At 66.6% G+C, this 20,826-nt stretch carries 20 protein-coding genes; 8 read left to right on the top strand and 12 right to left on the bottom strand.

Going from position 1 to position 20,826, the window contains the following annotated elements:
- The first annotated feature begins 94 nt into the window (after positions 1-94).
- The 4 genes from AC1DKQ_RS19275 (at position 95) to AC1DKQ_RS19260 (ending at position 4,212) form a co-directional block, all read left to right on the top strand.
- Positions 95-1,006, top strand: coding sequence for an ABC transporter substrate-binding protein (locus AC1DKQ_RS19275; RefSeq protein WP_476885959.1), 912 nt, complete (start codon positions 95-97; stop codon positions 1,004-1,006).
- Positions 1,003-2,013, top strand: coding sequence for an amino acid ABC transporter permease (locus tag AC1DKQ_RS19270; protein WP_476919872.1), 1,011 nt, complete (start codon positions 1,003-1,005; stop codon positions 2,011-2,013). Before AC1DKQ_RS19275 ends, AC1DKQ_RS19270 begins: the two co-directional genes overlap by 4 nt.
- Positions 2,010-2,777 carry an amino acid ABC transporter ATP-binding protein gene (locus tag AC1DKQ_RS19265; protein WP_476919871.1) on the top strand — a complete coding sequence of 256 codons (768 nt, stop codon included), beginning with the start codon at positions 2,010-2,012 and terminating at the stop codon, positions 2,775-2,777. Before AC1DKQ_RS19270 ends, AC1DKQ_RS19265 begins: the two co-directional genes overlap by 4 nt.
- A gap of 70 nt (positions 2,778-2,847) precedes the next feature.
- Positions 2,848-4,212, top strand: coding sequence for an MFS transporter (locus tag AC1DKQ_RS19260; RefSeq protein WP_476919870.1), 1,365 nt, complete (start codon positions 2,848-2,850; stop codon positions 4,210-4,212).
- Positions 4,213-4,261: 49 nt separating this feature from the next.
- Here AC1DKQ_RS19260 and AC1DKQ_RS19255 read toward each other — a convergent pair whose 3' ends face one another.
- The gene (locus AC1DKQ_RS19255; protein ID WP_476919869.1) at positions 4,262-4,702 is read right to left on the bottom strand and encodes an HD domain-containing protein; all 441 of its coding nucleotides are present in this window, start codon (positions 4,700-4,702) and stop codon (positions 4,262-4,264) included.
- Between the two features lie 163 nt (positions 4,703-4,865).
- Between AC1DKQ_RS19255 and AC1DKQ_RS19250 the strand changes: the two genes are divergently transcribed.
- A complete protein-coding gene (locus AC1DKQ_RS19250; protein WP_476919868.1) occupies positions 4,866-5,339 on the top strand; it encodes a hypothetical protein in 474 nt (157 codons plus the stop codon).
- 18 nt (positions 5,340-5,357) lie between these two features.
- Here the strand turns inward: AC1DKQ_RS19250 and AC1DKQ_RS19245 are convergent, their stop codons facing one another.
- Positions 5,358-6,143: a FadR/GntR family transcriptional regulator gene (locus AC1DKQ_RS19245; protein ID WP_476919867.1), complete on the bottom strand. Its 786-nt coding sequence runs from the start codon at positions 6,141-6,143 to the stop codon at positions 5,358-5,360.
- Positions 6,144-6,216: 73 nt separating this feature from the next.
- Here AC1DKQ_RS19245 and AC1DKQ_RS19240 point away from each other — a divergent pair, with 73 nt between their 5' ends.
- Positions 6,217-7,095, top strand: a complete 879-nt coding sequence (locus AC1DKQ_RS19240) for a carbon-nitrogen hydrolase family protein (RefSeq protein WP_476919866.1) — start codon at positions 6,217-6,219, stop codon at positions 7,093-7,095.
- A 382-nt stretch (positions 7,096-7,477) separates the two neighbouring features.
- Complete coding sequence (locus AC1DKQ_RS19235) at positions 7,478-7,897, top strand: ester cyclase (RefSeq protein ID WP_476919865.1); 420 nt, start codon at positions 7,478-7,480, stop codon at positions 7,895-7,897.
- Between the two features lie 130 nt (positions 7,898-8,027).
- Here AC1DKQ_RS19235 and AC1DKQ_RS19230 read toward each other — a convergent pair whose 3' ends face one another.
- The 10 genes from AC1DKQ_RS19230 to AC1DKQ_RS19185 all read right to left on the bottom strand — a co-directional run bounded on the left by AC1DKQ_RS19230 (position 8,028) and on the right by AC1DKQ_RS19185 (position 17,956).
- Positions 8,028-8,813 (bottom strand): DeoR/GlpR family DNA-binding transcription regulator, encoded by a 786-nt coding sequence (locus AC1DKQ_RS19230; RefSeq protein WP_476919864.1) that lies wholly within the window; start codon positions 8,811-8,813, stop codon positions 8,028-8,030.
- 109 nt (positions 8,814-8,922) lie between these two features.
- A complete protein-coding gene (locus tag AC1DKQ_RS19225; protein WP_476919863.1) occupies positions 8,923-9,603 on the bottom strand; it encodes an SDR family NAD(P)-dependent oxidoreductase in 681 nt (226 codons plus the stop codon).
- Positions 9,600-10,832: a sialidase family protein gene (locus tag AC1DKQ_RS19220; RefSeq protein WP_476919895.1), complete on the bottom strand. Its 1,233-nt coding sequence runs from the start codon at positions 10,830-10,832 to the stop codon at positions 9,600-9,602. The genes AC1DKQ_RS19225 and AC1DKQ_RS19220 overlap by 4 nt, the downstream gene beginning before the upstream one ends.
- A gap of 84 nt (positions 10,833-10,916) precedes the next feature.
- The gene (locus tag AC1DKQ_RS19215) at positions 10,917-11,693 is read right to left on the bottom strand and encodes an HpcH/HpaI aldolase family protein (RefSeq protein WP_476919862.1); all 777 of its coding nucleotides are present in this window, start codon (positions 11,691-11,693) and stop codon (positions 10,917-10,919) included.
- A gap of 54 nt (positions 11,694-11,747) precedes the next feature.
- Positions 11,748-12,737, bottom strand: coding sequence for an aldo/keto reductase (locus AC1DKQ_RS19210; protein ID WP_476919861.1), 990 nt, complete (start codon positions 12,735-12,737; stop codon positions 11,748-11,750).
- A gap of 58 nt (positions 12,738-12,795) precedes the next feature.
- Positions 12,796-13,626: an ATP-binding cassette domain-containing protein gene (locus tag AC1DKQ_RS19205; protein ID WP_476885946.1), complete on the bottom strand. Its 831-nt coding sequence runs from the start codon at positions 13,624-13,626 to the stop codon at positions 12,796-12,798.
- On the bottom strand, positions 13,619-14,497 hold the full coding sequence (locus tag AC1DKQ_RS19200) for an ABC transporter ATP-binding protein (protein WP_476919860.1): 879 nt from the start codon (positions 14,495-14,497) through the stop codon (positions 13,619-13,621). The genes AC1DKQ_RS19205 and AC1DKQ_RS19200 overlap by 8 nt, the downstream gene beginning before the upstream one ends.
- A gap of 1 nt (position 14,498) precedes the next feature.
- Positions 14,499-15,446, bottom strand: a complete 948-nt coding sequence (locus tag AC1DKQ_RS19195) for an ABC transporter permease (RefSeq protein WP_476919859.1) — start codon at positions 15,444-15,446, stop codon at positions 14,499-14,501.
- Positions 15,443-16,378, bottom strand: coding sequence for an ABC transporter permease (locus tag AC1DKQ_RS19190; RefSeq protein ID WP_476885943.1), 936 nt, complete (start codon positions 16,376-16,378; stop codon positions 15,443-15,445). The genes AC1DKQ_RS19195 and AC1DKQ_RS19190 overlap by 4 nt, the downstream gene beginning before the upstream one ends.
- 3 nt (positions 16,379-16,381) lie before the next feature.
- A complete protein-coding gene (locus AC1DKQ_RS19185; protein WP_476885942.1) occupies positions 16,382-17,956 on the bottom strand; it encodes an ABC transporter substrate-binding protein in 1,575 nt (524 codons plus the stop codon).
- Between the two features lie 263 nt (positions 17,957-18,219).
- On the opposite strand from AC1DKQ_RS19185, the gene pdxA reads away from it, so the two are divergent.
- Positions 18,220-20,631 carry a 4-hydroxythreonine-4-phosphate dehydrogenase PdxA gene (gene pdxA / locus AC1DKQ_RS19180; protein ID WP_476919858.1) on the top strand — a complete coding sequence of 804 codons (2,412 nt, stop codon included), beginning with the start codon at positions 18,220-18,222 and terminating at the stop codon, positions 20,629-20,631.
- Positions 20,632-20,826 lie beyond the last annotated feature (195 nt).

Here is a 20,826-nt window from a genome sequence, read left to right as displayed (position 1 = left end):
CACCCTGAAAAGTCAGCCCCGAACAATTCGGCACACAGTGCCCTCCCGCAACGTCGCGGGAGTCTCGACGTATCCCTGAACAGCTAAGGAAACCATGCGCACTCGATACCTGCTTCCCGTCCTCACCGTAGTCACGGCAATGTCGCTTTCAGGCTGTGTCAACAACAGCGAACCTGCCGCCACGGCCGGCGCCCCCGGCGCTTCCGGCACGGCGGACGCCGTCACGGTGCAGAAGAACGACTCCCTCGCGGCGTCGCTCCCGGAGAAGATCAAGTCCGCCGGTGTCCTCAACGTCGGCATGGCCAACAACTACCCGCCCAACGAGTTCAAGGACGACAACGGTGCGCCGGCCGGCTGGGCCGTAGACCTGACCAACGCTCTCGGCGGGGTCCTGGGCCTGAAGGTCAACTTCGACATCGGCACCTTCGACAACATCCTTCCGGCGGTGAAGGCCGGAAAGGACGATGTGGGCGTGTCCTCCTTCACCGACACGCTGGAACGCGAAAAGCAGGTGGATTTCGTGAACTACTACTCCGCCGGCATCCAGTGGGCCTCGCCGAAGGGCAAGACCGTGGACCCGAACAACGCCTGCGGGCTCAAGGTCGCCGTCCAGGCCACCACCTACCAGGACACCCACGAGGTGCCCGCGAAGTCCAAGGCCTGCACCGACGCCGGTAAGCCCGCCATCACCGTCTTTAAGTACGACGCGCAGGACCAAGCCACCAACGCCCTGGTGGTCGGCCAGGTCGACGCGATGAGTGCCGATTCACCCGTGACCCTCTACGCAATCTCCAAGACCAAGGACAAGCTGCAGACGGCCGGCAACGCCTTCGAGGTGGCACCGTACGGGATGCCCGTGGCCAAGGACAGCGCCTTCACCCCGGTCCTGCAGAAGGCGCTCCAGACGCTGATCGATGACGGCACCTACAACAAGATCCTGGCCAAGTGGGGCGTGGAATCCGGTGGCGTCAAGACGGCAACGCTGAACGTGGCAGCTAAAGGGTGACCAGTCATAACCGAGCCGGAACCGCGGTCGGCGTCGAACCGGGGATGACGGACGAGCCGACGCCCATTGTCGCCGTCCCGCTGCGCCATCCCTGGCGGATCCTGGTGGCGGTGGTCCTGGTCCTCATGCTGGCGGTGTTCGTGCTGGACGCCGCGCAGCGTCCGGACTTCGGCTGGCCCGACGTCGGCAAGTACATTTTTGACCGCCGGATCAGCCAGGCCGCCTGGGTGACGCTGACGCTGACCATCTACTCGATGATCGGCGCGATTGTCCTGGGCCTGCTGCTGGCCATCATGCGGCTCTCGCCCAACCCGGTGCTGAAAAGCGTGGCGTGGCTGTACATCTGGATCTTCCGCGGAACCCCCGTCTATGTGCAGCTGGTCTTCTGGGGCATCGTGGCCTTGATCTACCCGGTGTTCACGCTGGGCATTCCGTTCACGACGCCGTGGGTCAGCTTCCCGAACGAGATCTTCACCAACCTCTTCATCACCGCGGTGATCGGACTGGCCCTGAACGAGGCCGCGTACATGTCCGAGATTGTCCGCGCCGGGCTGCTGTCCGTGGATGAGGGCCAGGAGGAAGCCTCGACGGCGCTGGCCATGTCCTGGGGGCAGACCATGCGGTATGTGGTGGTTCCCCAAGCGATGAAGATCATCATCCCGCCCACCGGCAACGAAGTGATCTCGATGCTTAAGACCACCTCGCTGGTGGCCGCGATTCCATTGAGCATCGATCTCTACGGGGTGTCCCGCGGCATTTCCGCCGTGACGTTCACTCCGGTGCCGCTGCTGATTGTGGCGTCCCTCTGGTACCTGCTCTTCACCTCGGCACTCATGGTGGGCCAGCATTTCATTGAAAAGCGGTTCTCGCGCGGAACCGGACGGCTCAAGACCGGCAAGGGCCCGACGTCGCCGGATCCGACGGCGGCCTCCGCCACTGCCCCCGGCGCGACGCCGGGCACGGTTCCGGGCGCGCCGCTCAACACGGATTTTGGAGGTAAGGGATGACCGGCATGCCAATGGTGCTCGCGGACCGCGTTTCGAAGAACTTCGGCTCCAACAAGGTGCTGCGCGGGATCAGCCTGGAGGTCAATCCGGGCGAGGTGCTGTGCATCGTGGGTCCCAGCGGTTCGGGCAAATCCACGTTCCTGCGCTGCATCAACCACCTGGAACGGGTGGATGCGGGCCGGCTCTCGGTCGACGGGCAGTTGGTTGGCTACCGTCAGAAGGGGGACAAGCTATACGAGCTGAAGCTCAAGGAGGCCGCCCTTCAGCGCCAGGACATCGGCATGGTCTTCCAGCGGTTCAACCTGTTTCCGCACCTGACGGCGGTGGAGAACATCATCCTGGCCCCGATGCGGGTCAAACGGCTGTCCAAGGCCGCCGCAACCGCACGGGCCAAGGAACTGCTGGAGCGGGTGGGCCTGGGGGACAAGGGCGACCACTACCCGGCGCACCTGTCCGGCGGCCAGCAGCAGCGGGTGGCCATTGCGCGTGCCTTGGCGATGGACCCCAAGCTGATGCTCTTCGATGAGCCCACCAGTGCCCTGGACCCGGAGCTGGTGGGGGAGGTGCTCGACGTCATGAAGGAACTGGCCAAGAGCGGCATGACCATGATCGTGGTGACCCACGAGATGGGGTTCGCCCGCGAGGTGGCCGACACGCTCGTCTTCATGGACGAAGGAGTGGTGGTGGAGGCCGGAGCGCCCCGCCAGATCCTGAGCGATCCGCAGCACCACCGGACCAAGGCGTTCCTTTCCAAGGTCCTCTGACGCCGGGGTTCCGGCGCGGCGCGTGGCGTCCGGTTCGATTTCGGCTGGCGTCGTAGGACAGACTGTTGCCGTGAGCAACTCTCCCCGGACGGGCCTGGCCGTCGCCGGACTCAGCCTGGGCACGTCGCTGAACCCGTTGAATTCCTCGATGATCGCCGTCGCCCTCGTGGTGCTGCGCGAGGACTTCGGGCTCGACGTCGCCACGGTCACCTGGGTGATCACCGCGTTCTACCTCACCTCCGCCGCCGGCCAGCCGCTCATGGGCCGGCTCGCGGACCGCTTCGGCCCGCGGCGGCTGTTCCTGCTGGGCATGGCCCTGGTGGCCGTGACCTGTGCGCTCGCTCCCTTCGCGCCGAACTTCGCGCTGCTGTGCGTCGCGCGGGCCTTCATGGCCCTCGGCACCGCCACCGCGTACCCGAGCGCCGTCGTCATGGTCGCGGCGCTGGCGCGGGAGGCGAACGTGAAGTCCACGCGGCCGCTGGGCCGGATCCAGATGGCGAACACCTCGGCAGCCGCCGTCGGGCCCGTGGTGGGCGGCCTGCTGGTGAGTCTGGTGGGGTGGCAGGCGCTGTTCCTGATCAACGTCCCGCTGTCCCTGGTGGCGATCCTCGTGGTCCGGCGCTTTGCCCCGGCGGACGGTGTCCGGGAGCGCGGCCGGGTGTCGGAACTGGTGCGGGACTCGGACCTGCCCGGCATCGGGGCCTTCATCGGTGCCCTGGTGCTGGTGATGATGGCGCTGCTGAATGTGCTGCCCGACTACCGGTGGTGGCTGCTTGGCGGAGGGCTGGTCCTCGCGGCGCTGTTCGCGTGGCGGGAGCTGCGGTTCAGCCCGCCGTTCCTGGACCTGCGGCTGCTGGGCCGCAACCGGCCGCTGCTGCTGGTCTACCTGGGCTTCGCGCTGTTCAACGGCGTCTACTACTTCGCGTTCTTCGGCCTGCCGCAGCTGCTGCAGACCGCCGGCGGATACAATCCCGGCGTCGTGGGGCTGCTGATGCTGCCGCTCGCCGCGATCTCCGTGGTAGGGACGCCGTTCGCGGTCCGCGCGATCGACAGGTTCGGCGTGCGGCGGGTGCTGATCGCCGGCGTCGTGCTCCTCATTGCCGCGTCGGCGGCGATGTGGCTGCTGACGTTGTCCCTCGCCATCCCGCTGGTGCTCGCCCTGACCGCGTTCCTGGGTGCACCCTATTGCGTGGTCGCCATTTCCTCGAGCCAGGGCATGTACGTTTCCACGCGGCCGGAGGAGCGCGGGGTGGCCGCCGGGATCTTCCAGACCTGCCGCTACTTGGGCGCGATCACGGCGACCGTGCTGATCGGCATCTTCTACGGCAGCGGGGTCACCCAGGCGAACTGGGGACTGATGGTGTTCGTCATGCTGGCGCTGGGGGCAGTGGTGTTCATGGTGTCGCTGGCGTGGCGGGAGCGGCGGACAGCCTAGGCTCAAGGGCCGGCCACGATTATTTCTGGGACGCCGGCCGCTACTTCGCCTATTTGGGGTCGAGGATCGTCAAGGCATGTGCGTATTTGGCGGCGAGCCGTTCCCGCTTTTCTGCAGACAAGAGCGCGGTCCGCTCCGGATCCATGTTGTCCGCGATGTCCGCCAGCTTCACTGCGAGCGCAACAGCGCTCTTGCGGATTTCCAGGTAGTACCCGTCGCCCTTGTTTGATTCGGTCCGCGTGAGCAGGACGACGGCGTCCACGACGTCCCGGCTGATGCCTGCGGCGATCAGGTCTGAGGCCGTGACGCCGCAATCCTCAATCACGTCATGCAGCCAGGCCGCAGCGATGTGCGACGGGGCCGCATTCATTTTCTTGAGCCCGGCAGCGACGCGGCGCGGATGCTCGATGTAAGCGACGCCAATCTTGTCCGTCTGGTACCGGTGGGCGATCGTCGCAATCTCCTTCGCGGCGGTTATTTCGGAAGTCATTACGTGGGTTTCCATGGAGACCCTTTCTGTCGACCGGCCAAGTTGGGCCTTCGCCGGCATTCACAAGCTACCTAGGGGCTGTGACATTCATCGCGTGGACCCGAAAATGTCACTGCCACGCGACACGATGGTCTCGTACACAGCTCACGAAAGGGGACGAGGGATGCTCGAAACACTTTCATTGCCCGACACACAGCTTGAATTGATGCTTGGCGTTCAATCTGAGGAATCCCTCGAATGGCAGGCCGAACTGGACGGTAGCTACACCGGATGGCATGACGTGGAATCCGCGGATCAACTCGTCGCCATCGCTCAAAGCATCACCGCGGAGGATGACTGGTTCACGGTTCAGACGAAAGACCTGGATGAGCAACCGTCCGGACGGTACGCGCAGGCTGCCAATACCGGCTCGGGATATCTGGTGGAGGTCGCCCAGATCGACGGAGATACCACGCACAATTGGCGCATTGGTATGGGGGCGGGGGCCGACGAATCCGGAAACCTGCCCCACGAGGAGCCCAAGGCTAACCAGATTCTCAGCCTCGCCGCAGTAATCGAGGTACTGATGTCCTGGCTTCACGGGCGCGGATTGCCTTTGGGATACGGCGCGGCGCTGAAGGTCTACCACAGCGCCTGATGCGCCAAGCCTGCCTGATCACTCGGGCGTAGGGGAGCCTCCGCCGTCCGTCAGGCCCATGAACATGGTCTGGTGCAGGATGTTCACGTGCCTGCGGGAGACCTCCACGGCCTCTTGGACATCGCCGGCACGCAGTGCCGCCACCAATGCGACGTGGTCGCAGTTTGATTTATGCAGCAGCTCGATCGGGTAGGGAATGAAGTAGGCATAGAGCTCCGCCAGGGTCTCGTGGTACGCCTCGACGGCGGTGCCCAGCCCCGAGGCCGCGCCCACCAGCTGATGGAACTGCTCGTCCGCCTGGTGGTAGTCGGACCAGTCCGTGGACTCTGCCATGTCCTTGGTCAGCCGGTCCAGGTCGTCCAACTGTTCGGCCGTGGCGTTGACTGCCGCGTAGTGGGTCACGGCGCATTCGAAGAGCAGCCTCCGGTCCACCAGGCGGTTCACGGCCCGGGACTCGGCGGGGGACGCCGCGAGTTCCGCCAAGACGCTGCGCGGGGGTTCATCGGCGACGAACGTTCCGCCGCCCCGGCCGCGGCGGCGGACCACCACGCCCAGTTCCGCCAGGCTCGCCAGTGCGCGGCGGGCAGTAATCGGGCTGACTGACAGGCCCAGGGCCACGTCTTCCTGGTCGGGCAGGCGCTCGCCCGGTTTGAGCAGCCCCAGCGAAATCGCCATGCCGATCCGCAGCCGAACGGCGTCGATGGCGCTGCGCCGGTCGATTCCGGCCAACCTGCCGGCGCCGATGGGCGAAGGCTCGGCGGTGTCCTCCAACTGACGGCTCGTATCCGCTACTTTACGGCCCAATCTCGCCTCTTCCCATAATTAGATCATTCTGATCTAATTTAGTGTAAATCACATCCCCAACGTGGAGAACACCATGCAACGCATCCTTCCCCTCATCGCATCCCAGGCCCGCCCCCGGCTCATCGGCGAACCCGTCTCGGCGTTCGCGGACGAGGTCAAAGCCGCCCTCGCCCCCCAGCCGCACAGCAAGCTGGTGGTCTTTCCGGAGCTCCACCTCTTCGGCGACGAAAGCCCGGACCAGCAGCGCACGGAGGTGCTGCAGAACTCTGCCGAGCCGCTGGACGGTCCACGGGTCAAGGAGCTCCGGCAGCTTGCCGCGGACCTGGGGATCTGGCTGGTGCCGGGTAGCGTCTGCGAGCGCGGCCCGGAAGGCCAGTTGTTCAACACCCAGTTGCTCCTGTCCCCGGAGGGCGGGCTGGCCGGTTATTACCGGAAGGTCTTCCCCTGGCGTCCGTTCGAGCCTTACGACCCCGGCGACCGGTTCACCACCGTGGACCTCCCCGGTATTGGCCGGGTGGGCCTGAACATCTGCTACGACGCGTGGTTCCCGGAGGTCTCACGCCAGCTCGCCTGGATGGGTGCTGAGGTCATCCTCAACGTCGTCAAGACCACCACCCCGGACCGCCGCCAGGAACTGGTACTCGCCAAGGCCAACGCGATCGTCAACCAGGTCTTCGTGGTCAGCGTCAACTGCGCGGGTCCCACCGGCAAGGGCCTGAGCATCATCGTCGACCCCGAGGGCAACACCCTGGCCGAGGCCGGCGACGACGCCCCGGTGCTGCTCACGGCTGAACTAGACCTTGCCGCCGTCGAGCATGTCAGGACCCACGGCACCGAAAATCTCAACCGACCGTGGTCTCAGTTCCGCGACGGCGAGGACGCGATCGAACTGCCCGTCTACCAGGGCCGGATCAACCCGGCCACCTGGTCTCCCCAGTCCTTCAACGCCTAAGGAACCACCGCAACGCGGGGTCACTTACGGCCCATCCGGGCCGCTGGGATGGGCGCTAAGTGACCCCGCGTTGCTTTTGGGTGACCCCGCGTTGCTCTCCGGGTACGGCGACGGCGGGGGCTCGAGCGGGCGCTGATGCACGCATCTTGACACCCTCGAAACCCCGGAATATCTTCTGCCTTAACGAGGCGTTTCGCCCGTTCCTCACTCGTTTTTTCACACTATTGCTCGGCGTTCTGCGCGGACCGCTGATTCCTGCCCGCGGGTTCAAAACCTACCTGCGGGACCAAAAACGGAGAGTCCCTCCGGGGTGGTCTGCGCGTGCGGCCGGGGCACTAGGCCGGGGGGATCCAATTTCGGTCTCGTCTACTAGGAGTCGGAAATGTCTGGAGATGTTGGATTGATTGAGCGGTTTTACAAGGATGTCATTGAGAGTGGAAACCTCGACCTCATTGATGAGCTGGCCGCGGACAGCTATGTGGATCACGAAGAGGCCCTCCCCGGGCAACCGCCCGGCAAGGACGGGGTTAAGTACTTCGTGAAGACGATGCGGTCGGCTTTCCCGGACATCAAGGTCAAGGAGATCATGCCCAGGGTGGCCGCCGGAAACCTGGAGGCGTGCCATGTGGTTCTCACGGGTACGCATCGTGGGGAACTGGCCGGCATCCCGCCAACGGGCAAGAGCGTCGAGTTCGACTGCACTGACATCATTCGTGTCGAGGGAGGCAAAGTGGCCGAGCACTGGGGCACCACGGACAACTTGAGCCTCATGAAGCAGATTGGCGCCGTGGCGGTCGCCTGAACTAGGCGACGAAAAACAGGGCCCGACGCGCGGAACCAAGCCGACGCGCGCAGCAACAGTGGCTGTCCACGTTCCCCTCGGGAAACGCGGACAGCCGTTCGACGTCGGCGTTGTTACGTCTGCCGTTGCGTCAGGCAGCCTGCGCCGGCGCCACGTCAACGACCTGGACCGTCACCCCGGATTGCCGGAAGAGCTCAATCTGATCCGGGTCCGCGCGGTTGTCCGTGACCAGGATCCAGGGGGCGGGAAGCCGCACCCAGGCATGGAACGGGCGCTTGCCCAGCTTGGTGGAATCCGCCAGGACGTAAACGGTGTTGCCGCGGCGTGCCATCAGTTCTTTGAGGCGGGTCTGGGCCTGGTCGGCCTCGCACAGGCCGGCGTCCACCGTGACGGCGTCGGCGCCGAGGAATACGCGATCGAAACTCATCCGCTCCAGGGCTGCCTCGGCGATGGGACCCACGAAGGTCTGGCTGAGTCCGCGGAGGCGCCCGCCCAGGCAGTCCACCTGGATGCCGGGCGAGTCGGCGAGTTCCTGGAGCGTGTTGATGCCCGGGGTGGTGACGGAGAGGTTTTCCCTGTCCCGGAGGGCATGCGCCATCGCCCCGACGGTCGAGCCGCCGTCGAGCAGGATGTTTTCACCCTCCCTGACTTCGGCAGCCGCCCAGGCGGCGATGGCCTGTTTCTGTTCGAACGCCTCGCCGGTCCGCTGCCGCAGGGACGGCTCAGGGTGCGCGCCGAGCGCCACGGCGCCACCGTAGGTCCTGGCGAGTTTTCCCTGCTCGTTCAACTGGGCAAGGTCCCGCCGGATCGTGGAGGCGGTCACGGCAAAATGGCGCGACAAATCTTCCACGGACGCCAGGCCCGTGGTCACGGCGAGGTGGTAGATCTCTTCGCGCCTGGCTTTGGCGGTAGTCATCGTTGGCTCTCCTTCACCGGCTGCTGTCGCATCCGTAGCTGTACCGAGCGGTACATCGTTGTCCTCATGCTATTCGGACCCGGCGCGCATCTGTTCACTGTGCTTCCGTTCATAGGGACGCGCCGCCGCAGATCACATAGTTTTGTCCCGTGATGGACTTCCCGTGGTTCCCCAGCAGGAATCCGGCGAGTGCCGCCACGTCCTCCGGGTCCACGAGTTGGCCCAGCGCGGGCAGGTTTGGCGGCGTGGCGGACCGGCCCGGATCGGCGAGCATCGGCGTGTCCGTGGGTCCTGGGGACAGCACGTTCACCGTGATGCCGCGGGGTGCCAGTTCCTGCGCCCACGTCCGGCCCAGGCCAAGCAGCGCAGCCTTGGTGGCCGCGTACTGGCTCTTGCCGGGGGAGCCGGTGGAGGTCCGGCTGCCCACCAGGAGCACCCGGCCGCCGTCGGGCATCCGCGGAACCAGGGTGTTGGCCAGGGTGCTCGCGGCCGCCACATGGACGGTGAACATCCCGGCCAGCGCCTCAGGATCCAGCTCGCCCAGGACGGCGGTCCGCTGGAAGCCGGCGGCGTGGACCAAGGCATTCACTGGAGGCAGGTCCTGGACGCCTGCGGCCAGGGACGCCGGGTCCGAGAGGTCCACCTGCCGCCACTGGAAGCCCGGCCCGAGCGCGGGTTCGCTCCGGCTGAGCCCGGTCACGTGCCAGCCGTCGGCCAGCAGTCGGGCGGCAATGGCTTTGCCGATGCCCGAGCTGCAGCCGGTGACGACGGCGTGCGGTGTGCTGCTCACTGGAGGTCGCCGCCCGGGGTGCTGGTTCCTTCGGAGGCCCACTGAAGGTCGACGCGGACGTACTTGATGGCCTGCCGGAAGTAGGTGTAGGCGATGTTGAGCGCGCCGTCCGGGCCCTGGTGGATGGACGGGTAGGAGTATTCGCGGTTCAGGCCGTCGCGGGAGTTGTTGGACAGGCAGTAGCCGTCGCCCACGTCCAGGTTCCGCCGGATGGGCCAGCTGCGGCCGGAGTCCTCGGAGATCGCCAGCGTCATCGGGGACCGCGGCGTGCCCCAGAAGGCCTTCTTTTCACCGCCGTCGCCGGCAAACGAACCGGCCGGGGATCCCGCGGTGACCACCGGCTCGGCGATCTGCCCCTGTTCCTCGGCCAGGCCGTCGTCGTCGATCTCGTCGTAGAGCGAAAGCCGCCGCTCGGTGGAGGCCTCGGCGCGGCTGTGGTTGTAGACCAGGGCCAGCCGGCCGTCGGCTAGGGCAACGAACTGGATGGAGGAGTTATTGTTCGGCAGCTCGGTGGGAACGGGTTCGCTCCAGGTGGTGCCGCCGTCGGTGGACCGGGATTCGTAGATCGAGTCGGCCCAGCGGCTGCGGAACAGGGCCAGCAGGGACCCGTCGGCCACGGGCTGGATGTTCATGTGGACGCAGCCCAGGCTGCCCGGCAGGACATGCTCACTCCAGGTGGCGCCGGCGTCGTCGGAAATCATGACCGCGCTGTCGTCGCTGTTGCCCACCCACTTCTCGCCGGGGGTGGTGATGCAGCGGAAGATCGGGATGATCAGCCGGCCAGACGGCAGCACCACGGGCACTTGCCGGACGAACACGCCCCCGGTGGCGTTGGCGGGGAACAGGGTCTCCACCGGGCCCCAGGTCCGGCCACTGTCCGGGGAGATGCGGCGGCGGACCTCGGCGGTGTCCTGGTTGCCCGCCTTCTGCGCGGTGTACAGCAGCCACAGCCGGTGGTCCGGGGCGGCGAACAGGATGGGGTTCTGTTCCGAACGGGCGGAGTCGTCGGACAGCTGCTCGGCGGCCGACCACTGGCGGCTGCCGGGCTCCAGGGTGGAGAACCAGATCGAGATGTCCGGCACGCCTTCCTGGGTGCCGCCGAACCACACGCAGCCGAGCCGGCCGTCCGGGAGCGTCAGCAGGTTCGCGGCGTGGCTCTGCACGGTGGGCGCCGGTAGGTACGCGTACAGGCTGCCGCCGGCTTCCTTCACCTCGCCGTCGGGCGTGATGGTGGTGTAGCCGGCGGCGGCGGCAGCGTCACCAGTAAGAGTGTTGGGAGCCTGGGTGCGGGTCGAGTCGGTTGAAGTCACAGGTTAGTCCTTTGCCGTCGCGGCTGTCAGGTGGGCCTTGGCAACCTGCTCCAGGTGGGTCAGGTCGGAGGCGATGGTGGTGAACGTGTAGCCCTGCCGCAGCCGGAGCGCGGCGACGTCACCGGCCGGGGTGTGGATGCCCGCGGCGACGCCGGCAGAGGCGGCGGCCTCGGCGATGGTCTCCAGGGCGGCGTTGAACTCGGTTTCGACGGCGGGGTCGCCGGGGTACGCGGCGCCCACGGCGATGGCGAGGTCTGAGGGGCCCACGTAGATGCCGTCCAGTCCCGGCGTCGCGCAGATTTCCTTGACGTTGGCCAGTCCTTCCGGGGTCTCGATCATGGCGAAGACCAGGGTTGCGGCGTTGGCGTCGGCAGGAACCGGGCCGATCCGCAGGGCCGAGCGCATGGGGCCGTAGGACCGGCCGCCCAGCGGCGGGTACTTGGCCGCGGCGACGGCCGCGGCGGCGTCTGCCGCGGAGTTGACCAGCGGGACGATCACGCCGACGGCGCCGGCGTCGAGCGCCTTGCCGATCGCGGTGAAGTCGTTGCCCTTCACCCGCACCATCCCGACGGCGGTGTGCCCGGCGTCGATTGCCATGAGCCCGTTCAGCACGCCCGAGTAGCCCAGCAGCCCGTGTTGCGCGTCCAGCGCCACGTAGTCATAGCCGAGCCGGCCGATGCGCTCGGTGGCGACCGGCGCGTCCAGGACGGCCCAGTAGCCGACGGCCTGCTCGCGGGTGCGGATTTTGCGGGCGAATTCGGTGGCGAGTTCCGATGTCATGTTGTCTCTTCTGCCTTCAGTCGGGGAATTCAGTCGGGGGAGTGGTTGCGTATGTCAGCGGTTGTAGGCGGGCATGGGGCCGCGGAGGCCGGCGCCGACGGCATCGCACGCCTCCGAAACGGCTGCGGGCAGCGGACCCTTGGCCACGGCGGCGATGTTGGCCTGCAGCTGCTCCACCTTCGATCCGCCCAGCAGCATGGAGCCGACGCCGTCGCGGTAGGCGAGCCAGCGCAGGGACAGCTCGGCCAGGCTGATGCCAAGTTCCTGCGCAATGAGGGAGAGTTCGTTGACGGCCTCGAACAGCTGCTTGTCCCAGTACCGCTGGGTGTACATGGCGGCCAGCTTGGAGTCGCCGTAGCGTCCCTCGGTCGGCTTGGCGTCGAAGCTGTGCTTGCCGGTTAGCAGGCCGCCGCCGAGCGGGTTGTAGACCATGGTGTGGACCTGGTGGGTGGCGGCGAATTCGAGATATTCCTCCTCCACCCGGCGGGCCACCAGGTTGTAGAGCTGCTGCGCGACCACCGGGCGGGGTGCGCCCACTTCGCGGGCCACGTGGATGACGTCGGCGATCTGCCAGGCGGCGAAGTTGGACACGCCCAGGGCGCCGATTTTGCCTTCGGCGGCGAGCTCGGCCACGGTGCCCAGGCTTTCCTGCAGCGGGGTGGCCCGGTCCGGCTGGTGCAGGTAGAAGAGGTCGATGCTGTCCGTGCCGAGCCGGCGCAGGCTGCCCTCCACGCTGTTGCGCAGCCCCTCCTTGGACAGCGGGGCGTGCTGGCCGTGGTCCGGGTGCGGCATGCCCGCCTTGGAGGCGAGGACGACGTCGGCCCGGCGGTCCTTGAGGAGGCGGGACAGCATCTCCTCGGTGGCTCCGCCGACGTAGGCGTTGGCGGTGTCGATGGTGGTGATGCCGGCGGCGAGCGCCTCGTCCACCATCCGTCCCGCGGTGGCCTCATCGGCGGTGTCGCCGAACGTCATGGTGCCCAGGACGAGCCTGGAGATCGGTAGCTTCAGGCCGTCCACTGGCGTACCTTGCGACTGGATGCTCATTGGTTGATTCCTCACGGTTGCATTGACGTTTGGTTGCGTTGACGGGTGGCCAGCGGGCTCAGGCGCTGGTCTTCAGCGCCAGCGATGAGACCAGGTGCCGCGGCTTCAGGCCGGTCATGGTGGACGGGTCGAGGGCTGCCCGGCGGAGCCGGCGGGTGTAGTCCTCCTGCGGCGCGGTCAGCACCTGCGCCGTCGTTCCGTGCTCCACAAGCTTTCCGCGCTGCATGACCATCACGGTATCGCTGATCTCCTGCACCACGCCGAGGTTGTGTGAAATGAAGACGTAGGTGATGCCGGTTTCGTCCTGGATGGATTTGAGCAGCCGGAGCACCTGGGCCTGCACCGAGACGTCCAGTGCGCTCGTGGCTTCGTCGCAGACCAGCAGTTCCGGCTTGGACGCCAGCGCCCGGGCAATCCCGATCCGCTGCCGCTGCCCGCCGGAGAACTCTGACGGATGCTTGTCCAGGGATGCTACAGGCAGGCCCACCTGGTCGATCAGGCTGGCCGCCGCCTTGTGCCTCTCCCTCCGCGACCGGACACCCTGGAGCTTCAGCGGCTCGGCCACGATTTCCTGCGCCGTGAGGTGCGGGTCGAGGGAACCGTAGGGGTCCTGGAAGACCATCTGGAATTTGGAGCGCAGGGGCCGGAGCTTGGCCTCGCTAAGCGCCGCTAGATCCGTTCCGTCCAGCTCGATCCGCCCGCTGGTCGGCGTGACCAGGCGCATCAGCGCCTTGGCGATGGTGGACTTTCCGCAACCGGATTCCCCGACGACGGCGATCGTCTTGCCCTTCTCCACCGAGAAGGAGACGTCGTCCACGGCCCGGAAGGTTCCGCCGGAGACGTGGTAGTCCACCACGAGGTTTTCGACGGAAAGGAACGGCTTATTCATGGCTGGCTCCGGTCATGGTCAGGGGGGTGCCGGCCGCCGGCGATTCGTCCCACACGCCCAGGACGGGGATGGCGGCGAGCAGCTTGCGGGTGTACTCGGTGGCGGGGTTGTCGACGATCTGCTGGACCTCGCCGGACTCGACGAACGCGCCGTCCTTCATGACGTGGATCCGGTCCGAGATCAGCCGTGCCACCCCGAGGTCGTGCGTGATCATCAGGATGCCGATGCCGCGCTGTTCCTGCAGTTCGAGCAGCAGGTCCAGGATGCCGGCCTGCACGGTGACGTCCAGGGCGGACGTGGGCTCATCGGCCACCAGCAGCTGCGGTTCGCTGGCCAGCGCGATGGCGATCAGGACGCGCTGCAGCATGCCGCCGGAGAGCTGGTGCGGGTATTTCTTTAGCTGCGCATCCGGGGTGGGGATGTGCACTTGTTCCAGCAGCCGGACGGCGCGGGCATGGACGGCGCCCTTCTCCTTGGTCGAGGCCGCGCCGGCGATCCGGATGGCTTCAAAGAGCTGGTTGCCGATCGAGTGCACCGGGCTCAGCGCCGTCATGGGGTCCTGCGGAATCAGCGCGAGCGTCTTGCCCCGGACCTTGTTGATCGCCTTGGGATCGGCGATCACATCCACGCCGTCGATCCGGACCGATCCGGAGATCACGGCGAGGTCCTCCGGCAGGAGCCGGAGGAGGCCCATCGCCGTCGTCGATTTTCCGGAACCGGACTCACCGATGATGGTGACCGTCTCTCCCCGGTGGATGGTGAAGCTGACGGAATCCACGGCGCGGACAATGCCGGCGTCGGTGATCAGTTCCACCTGGAAGTCGCGGACTTCCAGCAGCGGCTGTTCGGCGGTTTTCGCATGCAGGTTCATCTCAGGCACCCTTCTTCTTGCGGCGGGGACGGTCGCGGAGGCCGTCGCCCAGCAGGTTCACGCCCACCACCATGAGCACGATCACCAGGCCCGGCAGGGTCACCAGCCACCAGGCGGTGGTGATGTAGTCCTGGCCGTCGGAGATGATGCGCCCCCACGTGGCGAACGGACGCTGCGGGCCGGCGCCGAGGAAGCTCAGCGCGCTTTCCAGCAGCACGGCCTGGGCCAGGAGGAGCAGGACCACCAGCGTGGCCTGCTTGATGACGTTGGGGATGATGTGCTGGATCAGGATCTGCACGCGGTGCAGGCCCAGGATCCGGGCGGCGGAGACGTAGGGCTTCTCGCGCTCTACCAGCACCATGGACCGGGTCAGCCGAGCCACCTCGGGCCATTGGGCAATGGCGATCACGAACGTGATGACCGGAATGGACGGGCCGAAGAGCGCCACCACCAGCAGCAGCATCATCAGCAGCGGCAGGGACATCTGCGCCTCGATCAGGCGGGAGACCACGGTGTCCAGCTTGCCGCCGAAGTACCCGGCGGCCGCGCCGGCGATGACGCCGAGGACGCCGGAGACCACCACGGCGAGGACGCCGATGGTGAGCGAGACCTGGCCGCCGTGCAGGACGCGGGAGAGTAGGTCGCGGCCCAGTTGGTCGGTGCCGAACAGGTGTCCTTCCGTCAGCGGGTGAAGCAGCCGCTGTGCAAGGTCCTGGTGGTTGGGGTCGGGCAGCGGCAGGAGCCCGGCCAGCAGGATTGGAACGGCCACGAGCAGGGTGCAGACGATGCCGACGCGGATCTTCACCTTGGCGGCGATCCGGCGGCGGGTGGCGCCGGCCTTGGCGATCAGCTGCTTGGTGACGGCGCTGGGGGAGGGCTTCCGGGCGGGCGGTTCTGCCAGGGCTGTTGGGGTTTCTGCGGAAGGAGCTGCGGTATCGCTGAGGCTCATGCTGTGGCCGCCTTTCCAAGACGAACGCGGGGATCAAGCAGTGGGTAGGCGAGGTCGATGACCAGCTGGACGGCAACCGCGAGCAGCGCAGTGAGGAGGACCGTGGCCTGGATCAGCGGGTAGTCGCGGGTTTCGAGTGCGCGGACGATCAGGGAGCCGACGCCGGGCCACGCGAAGACCACTTCCACTACCACCACGCCGTTGAGCATGGCCGCGAAGCGGGTGCCCAAGGCAGTGAAGACCGGGATGGCCGAGTTGCCCATGGCGTAGCGCCAGGTCAGGAAGGAGTTCCGGACGCCGCGGGAGCGGGCCACGGTCAGGTAGGGTGCGGCGAAGTTCGTTGTCATTTCGCGCCGGACCATCCGCGAGATCAGGGCGATCTGCAGGATGGCGATGGTGACCGTCGGCAGGACCAGACCACCCCAGGTGGCGAAGCCCGAGGCCGGAAAAATCGGGATGATGACGGCGAAGACCGTGAGCAGCATGATGCCGGTCCAGAAGTCCGGCATGGACTGCCCGGCGATGGTCAGGACGTTGACGCCGAATTCCTTCTTGGTGTCCGGGCGGCGGGACATCCAGACGCCCAGCGGGATGGCGACTACTGCGGTGAGCAGGATCGAGGCCGTGGCCAGGGTCAGCGTGTACGGCATCCGTTCCAAGACCACCTGCATGGCCGGGGCCTGGAAGGAGTAGGACATGCCGAGGTTGCCGGTGAACAGCTGCTGCAGGAAGATCCAGTATTGCTCGATCAGGGGCAGGTCCAGGCCGAACTGCTCCCGGACCTTGGCGAGCTGCTCGGTGGTGGCCAGCGGTCCGGCGTAGGCCACGGCTGGGTCGCCCGGGGCCATCCGGATCAGGACGAACACGGTGGAGACAGTGAGGAACACGGTCAGCAGGCCCTGTCCGAGCCTCTTGAGGATGTAAGTCGTCATGGTCTAGGCCTCCAGCCGGACGTCAGCAAGCGGGTAGGAGTTGGTGGGCGCCAACGAGAGGCCACCCACGCGCTCCCGGTGGGCCAGTACGGACTTGGGCACGAACGCCCAGGCGCAGGGCCAGGTCTCCCAGATGGCCTTCTGGGCCACTGCGAGCAGTTGCTGCCGGCGCACGGGGTCCACCTCGGTAGCGGCGGCCTGGATCTTGGCCTGCACCTCGGGCACCACGTACCCCTGGTAGGTGTCGCGGGTCTTTTCCTTCTCCGCGGTGCCGGCGTACATACCCTGCATCATGGTGATGGCCAGGCCGGTGGGGCTGCTGAAACCGTTGCCCAGCAGGTCCCAGTCGCCTTCCTTGCCTTGGCGCCAGGCCGAGATGTTGCCGCCGGCCTCGAACTGCTGGAGCTGGGCCTTGACTCCGATGTTGCCGAACATCTCTACCAGGGCCTCCATGACGGAGGTGTCGGACGCGAATTCGCCGGTTTCCCAGATGATCTTCAGGCTGAGGTCGTTGACGCCCAGGCTCTTCAGGGTTGCCTTGGCCTTCTCGGGATCGTAGGTGTAGGTGCCGGTCTTGGCGAAGCCGGTCAGGCTGGACGGGGTGACGCCCTCGGCCTGGCTGACGGAGTTCACCAGCACGTCCTTGACCAGGGCTTCGCCGTTGATGGCCCAGCTGAGGGCCTCGCGGACCCGGGCGTCGGCCAGCGGGTGCCCGGCCGGTTTACGGAAGTTGTAGAAGATCTGGTTCAGCCGCAGGCTGGATGCCTCTTTAAGTACGACGCCGGGAAGTCCGGCCAGCTGTTCGCGCGAGTCGGGCGTGATGGAGTCGATGACGTCCACCTCGCCGCTGCGCAGCGCAATGACGCGGCTGGATTCCTCCGGCAGGAACCGTACCTCGACGGTGTCCACCGCCGGTGCGGGGCCCCAGTAGTTCTCGTTGCGGCGGAGGCTGTAGGTGCCGGCGCCTCGGTTGAACTTGGTCACGACGTACGGGCCGGTGCCCACGCCGTCCTGCAGTTCTTCGGGCTTGTTCTTGGCCGCGGGGCTGATCAGGATCATGCTCATGAGTGAGTCCAGGATGGGGATGGGCTTCTTGGATTCCATCCGGAACGTACGGTCATCAACCGGCACCACGGTGGGGAACTCGGGGAAGAAGCCGGCAACGAAGGAGCCCTGGACCTGCTGGTACATCTTGAGGGCCGTGGCGACGTCCTCGATCTTCAGCGGCGTGCCGTCAGAGTACTTGACGCCCTCGCGGAGCCGGACGGTCCATACCGTGGGCGAGGTCATTTTGAAGCTTTCGGCCAGGACCAGGACGGGCTTGGTTTCGGGGCCGATTGCTGTGAGACCCTGGCGTACGGCGCGCTGGACCGTGACGGCGGCGTCGAACTGGTTGAGTTTGTTGTCCAGACTGACCAGGGACCGGTTGAGCGCCAGGGTCAGGGTGCTGGGGCCCGGCAGGCCGGTGGGGCCGGCGCATCCGGCGACGCTGCCTGTGCCCAGGAGAAGTCCGGCGAATGCGCCGAATTGCAGCAGGCGGCGCCGGGAAATCTCACTTCCTTGAGGAAGAACGGTCATCGTTGACCTCTCGGTAGAACGGGGGACGGCTGGGGACCGGATGGCCTGCGCCGTGTTACATGGATCACCTTGCCACGTTTGCGCGATTCGCGCAACAGTTCTAGCGCGATTCGCGCAGTTGTGTCATGATGAGGACATCGACAGCTTGATGAAGAGCTCGATCACCAGCTTCATTGCCAGCTCATTTGCTGGCTCGCTATCCAGTCCAAGTGGCAGTTGCTTCACCAGCTCAATGACCAGTTCGATCCAAGGGAGGAGGGGACATGGCAACAGTGCTCATACAGGCCGATGACTTTTCCGGCGCCGCTGAAGTAGGGGAGTGTTTTGCCCGGCAGGGATTCGACACACGGATCCTGCTCGAACCATCTTCCGCGACTTCCGACGTGATTGTTGTTGACACGCACTCGAGGTCATCCTCTGCGGAGGAGGCTGCAAGCGCCGTGGCCAGGGTCTTTGCAGCCCAGGACGCGGCGCGGACACCCGTGCTGTTCAAGAAGAGCGATTCGCTGTGGCGTGGGAACGTGGGCGCCGAAGTGGCGGCCCTGACGGACCTCGGCTACCACGTGCTGATTGCCGGAGCCCTCCCGCAGCTGCGGCGCACCGTAGTGGACGGACGTCCCTACGCTGACGGCGTTCCGCTGGCCGAAACCGGACTCTGGCACGCGGAGGCGGCTGCGCCGCCGTCCCGGGTGGCGGACGTGCTGGCGGGAAGTTCCGGGCAGGGGCTGGATCTCGCTGAAGTGCGCTCGCCGAACTTAGCCGAACGGCTCCTGCAGTTGTTCTCAGGTGACGGTGCCAAGACCGTGGTAGTCGATGGCGAAACCGAGGCGGATCTGGAAGCCGTGGTCGACGCCCTGGCGCAGTTGGACTACTCCGCCGACGATCGCAGAATCGTCCTGGTGGGTACGGGCGGTATCGCTGCCCGGCTCGCACAGACTCTACGACCCGGGGCGGGCGCTGCGGCGGACACAAAAAACCCAGTCCCTGCGCGAATCGCGCAGGGCGCCGGGGACGGAAGTACCTCGGACCCCACTGACAGCAGTGCCGCGCGGCCGGTGCTCGCCGTCGTCGGTTCCGCGTCCGAGGCCGCACGCAGGCAACTGCGCGAGCTGCAGGAAGGCGGATTCAAGCTCGTCGGGCTGAGCCCGGAAGAACTTCGCCAGCCCGGGACGGCCCTGAAGCTACAGCTTGTCCGTGCGGCGCTGGCCGCCGGCGAACTGGTGGTCGTGACCGTCACCGCGGACCGCGTGGATCCCCGCGAAGCCGGCGCGATCGTCCGCGACCTGGCGGATTTCGTGTCCGCCGCCGTCGTCCCGCAGTCGGGATCCGCCGTCGTCGTTCCCGATCTGATCCTGACCGGCGGCGAGACCGCCCGGGAGGTGCTGGACCGCCTCGGCATCCGGGCGCTGGAACCGCTCGGCGCCGAACAGCACGGCGCGGTGGTCAGCCTCGCCGACGACGGCGGGCTGGTGGGCACCAAGCCCGGCAGCTTCGGCGACGACCAGGCCCTGCTGCAGCTCTACCGCTCGATCCAAAGCCGCCGGGCCAGTGAATCGGCCGGCACTGCACGCCAAGAACCACTCGACCCTTCCGCAAAATCTGGAGAAACCATGAATTCAGTCTTGAAAGCAGCCGAGTTGAATGCCACCGATTTGAAGGCAACAGCACAGGACGCCCGCCCCGTCATCGCCGTCACCATGGGCGACGGCGCCGGCGTCGGACCCGAAGTGACGGTAGGCGCGCTGCTGGCCGAGAACGCATACCGGGACTGCCGGCCGATCGTCATTGGCGACGTGTACCGGCTGGAACTGGGTGTGAAGGCGCTGGGCGTCCAGGCCGACATAGTGGAGATCCAGGATGTGGCCGAGGCCGTGTTCGAACCGGGCCGCATCAACGTGATTGATCCTAAGCTGCTCTCGCACGACCTGCCGTGGGGTGTGGAATCCGCGGAGGCCGGCAATGCCGCCTACCACTACATCCGGATCGCCTGCGAGCTCGGGATGAAGGGTGAGGTGCAGGGGATCTGCACTGCGCCGCTGAACAAGGCCGCGCTGCACAAGGCCGGGCACGTCTACCCGGGCCACACGGAGCTGCTGGCGCACTTCATGGGGATTGAGGAAGTGTCCATGATGCTCTCCACGCCCAAGGTCAAGGTCATCCACGTCACCACGCACATCGGCCTGATCGATGCGATCAACAAGATCGAGCCCGGTCTGGTGGAACGGACCGTCCGTCGCGGCTACAGCGCCATGCAGCGCGCCGGCATCGCCAACCCCAAGATCGGCGTCTGCGCCATCAACCCCCACGCGGGGGAGAACGGCCTGTTCGGTTACGGCGAGGAAGCGGAGAAGATCACCCCGGCCATCGAGAAGCTGCAGGCCGACGGCATCGACGCCCGCGGCCCGCTCCCGGCGGACACCGCGTTCTTCCTGGCCGGCCGCGGCGACTTCGACCTCATCGTGGCGATGTACCACGACCAGGGCCACGGCCCGGTGAAGGTCCTCGGCATCGAGGCCGGCGTCAACATCACGGTGGGCCTACCGGTGATCCGCACCTCTGTGGACCACGGCACGGCCTTCGACATCGCGGGCAAGGGCATTGTGGACGTTCGCAGCATGATTGAGGCCCTGCGCCAGGCCGCGGAGATGTCCCCGAGCCCGGTGCTACAGAAGTAGCCCCTTCCAACGGCAAACGCGGGGTCACCTACGGCCCATTCCGAGGGGGCAAAGTCAATCAGTGGGAGCAACGCAGGGGGTTAGGCTGCGTGCAGCAGCTGGTTCAGCCGGTTGGCTGGGGTTTCCAGGTTCAGGGTGGGCCGGGGCCGGCGGTTGAGTTTCGCGGCGACCTGCCGGAGGTCCTCGGGGGTGTGA

Source organism: Arthrobacter sp. 05L421, from assembly GCF_056397785.1.
Note: the sequence above shows the minus strand (reverse complement) of the source record. Positions and strands in the feature narration are given on the sequence as shown.

Excerpts from the sequence above, each read along its gene's own strand:
- AC1DKQ_RS19275 (WP_476885959.1), top strand. The coding sequence starts at position 95 with ATGCGCACTCGATACCTGCTTCCCGTCCTCACCGTAGTCACGGCAATG.
- AC1DKQ_RS19215 (WP_476919862.1), bottom strand. The coding sequence starts at position 11,693 with ATGACATCGGAACTCGCCACCGAATTCGCCCGCAAAATCCGCACCCGC.
- AC1DKQ_RS19240 (WP_476919866.1), top strand. The coding sequence starts at position 6,217 with ATGCAACGCATCCTTCCCCTCATCGCATCCCAGGCCCGCCCCCGGCTC.
- AC1DKQ_RS19205 (WP_476885946.1), bottom strand. The coding sequence starts at position 13,626 with ATGAATAAGCCGTTCCTTTCCGTCGAAAACCTCGTGGTGGACTACCAC.
- AC1DKQ_RS19250 (WP_476919868.1), top strand. The coding sequence starts at position 4,866 with ATGCTCGAAACACTTTCATTGCCCGACACACAGCTTGAATTGATGCTT.
- AC1DKQ_RS19255 (WP_476919869.1), bottom strand. The coding sequence starts at position 4,702 with ATGACTTCCGAAATAACCGCCGCGAAGGAGATTGCGACGATCGCCCAC.
- AC1DKQ_RS19200 (WP_476919860.1), bottom strand. The coding sequence starts at position 14,497 with ATGAACCTGCATGCGAAAACCGCCGAACAGCCGCTGCTGGAAGTCCGC.
- AC1DKQ_RS19185 (WP_476885942.1), bottom strand. The coding sequence starts at position 17,956 with ATGACCGTTCTTCCTCAAGGAAGTGAGATTTCCCGGCGCCGCCTGCTG.
- AC1DKQ_RS19230 (WP_476919864.1), bottom strand. The coding sequence starts at position 8,813 with ATGACTACCGCCAAAGCCAGGCGCGAAGAGATCTACCACCTCGCCGTG.
- AC1DKQ_RS19265 (WP_476919871.1), top strand. The coding sequence starts at position 2,010 with ATGACCGGCATGCCAATGGTGCTCGCGGACCGCGTTTCGAAGAACTTC.
- AC1DKQ_RS19195 (WP_476919859.1), bottom strand. The coding sequence starts at position 15,446 with ATGAGCCTCAGCGATACCGCAGCTCCTTCCGCAGAAACCCCAACAGCC.
- pdxA (WP_476919858.1), top strand. The coding sequence starts at position 18,220 with ATGGCAACAGTGCTCATACAGGCCGATGACTTTTCCGGCGCCGCTGAA.
- AC1DKQ_RS19190 (WP_476885943.1), bottom strand. The coding sequence starts at position 16,378 with ATGACGACTTACATCCTCAAGAGGCTCGGACAGGGCCTGCTGACCGTG.
- AC1DKQ_RS19235 (WP_476919865.1), top strand. The coding sequence starts at position 7,478 with ATGTCTGGAGATGTTGGATTGATTGAGCGGTTTTACAAGGATGTCATT.
- AC1DKQ_RS19210 (WP_476919861.1), bottom strand. The coding sequence starts at position 12,737 with ATGAGCATCCAGTCGCAAGGTACGCCAGTGGACGGCCTGAAGCTACCG.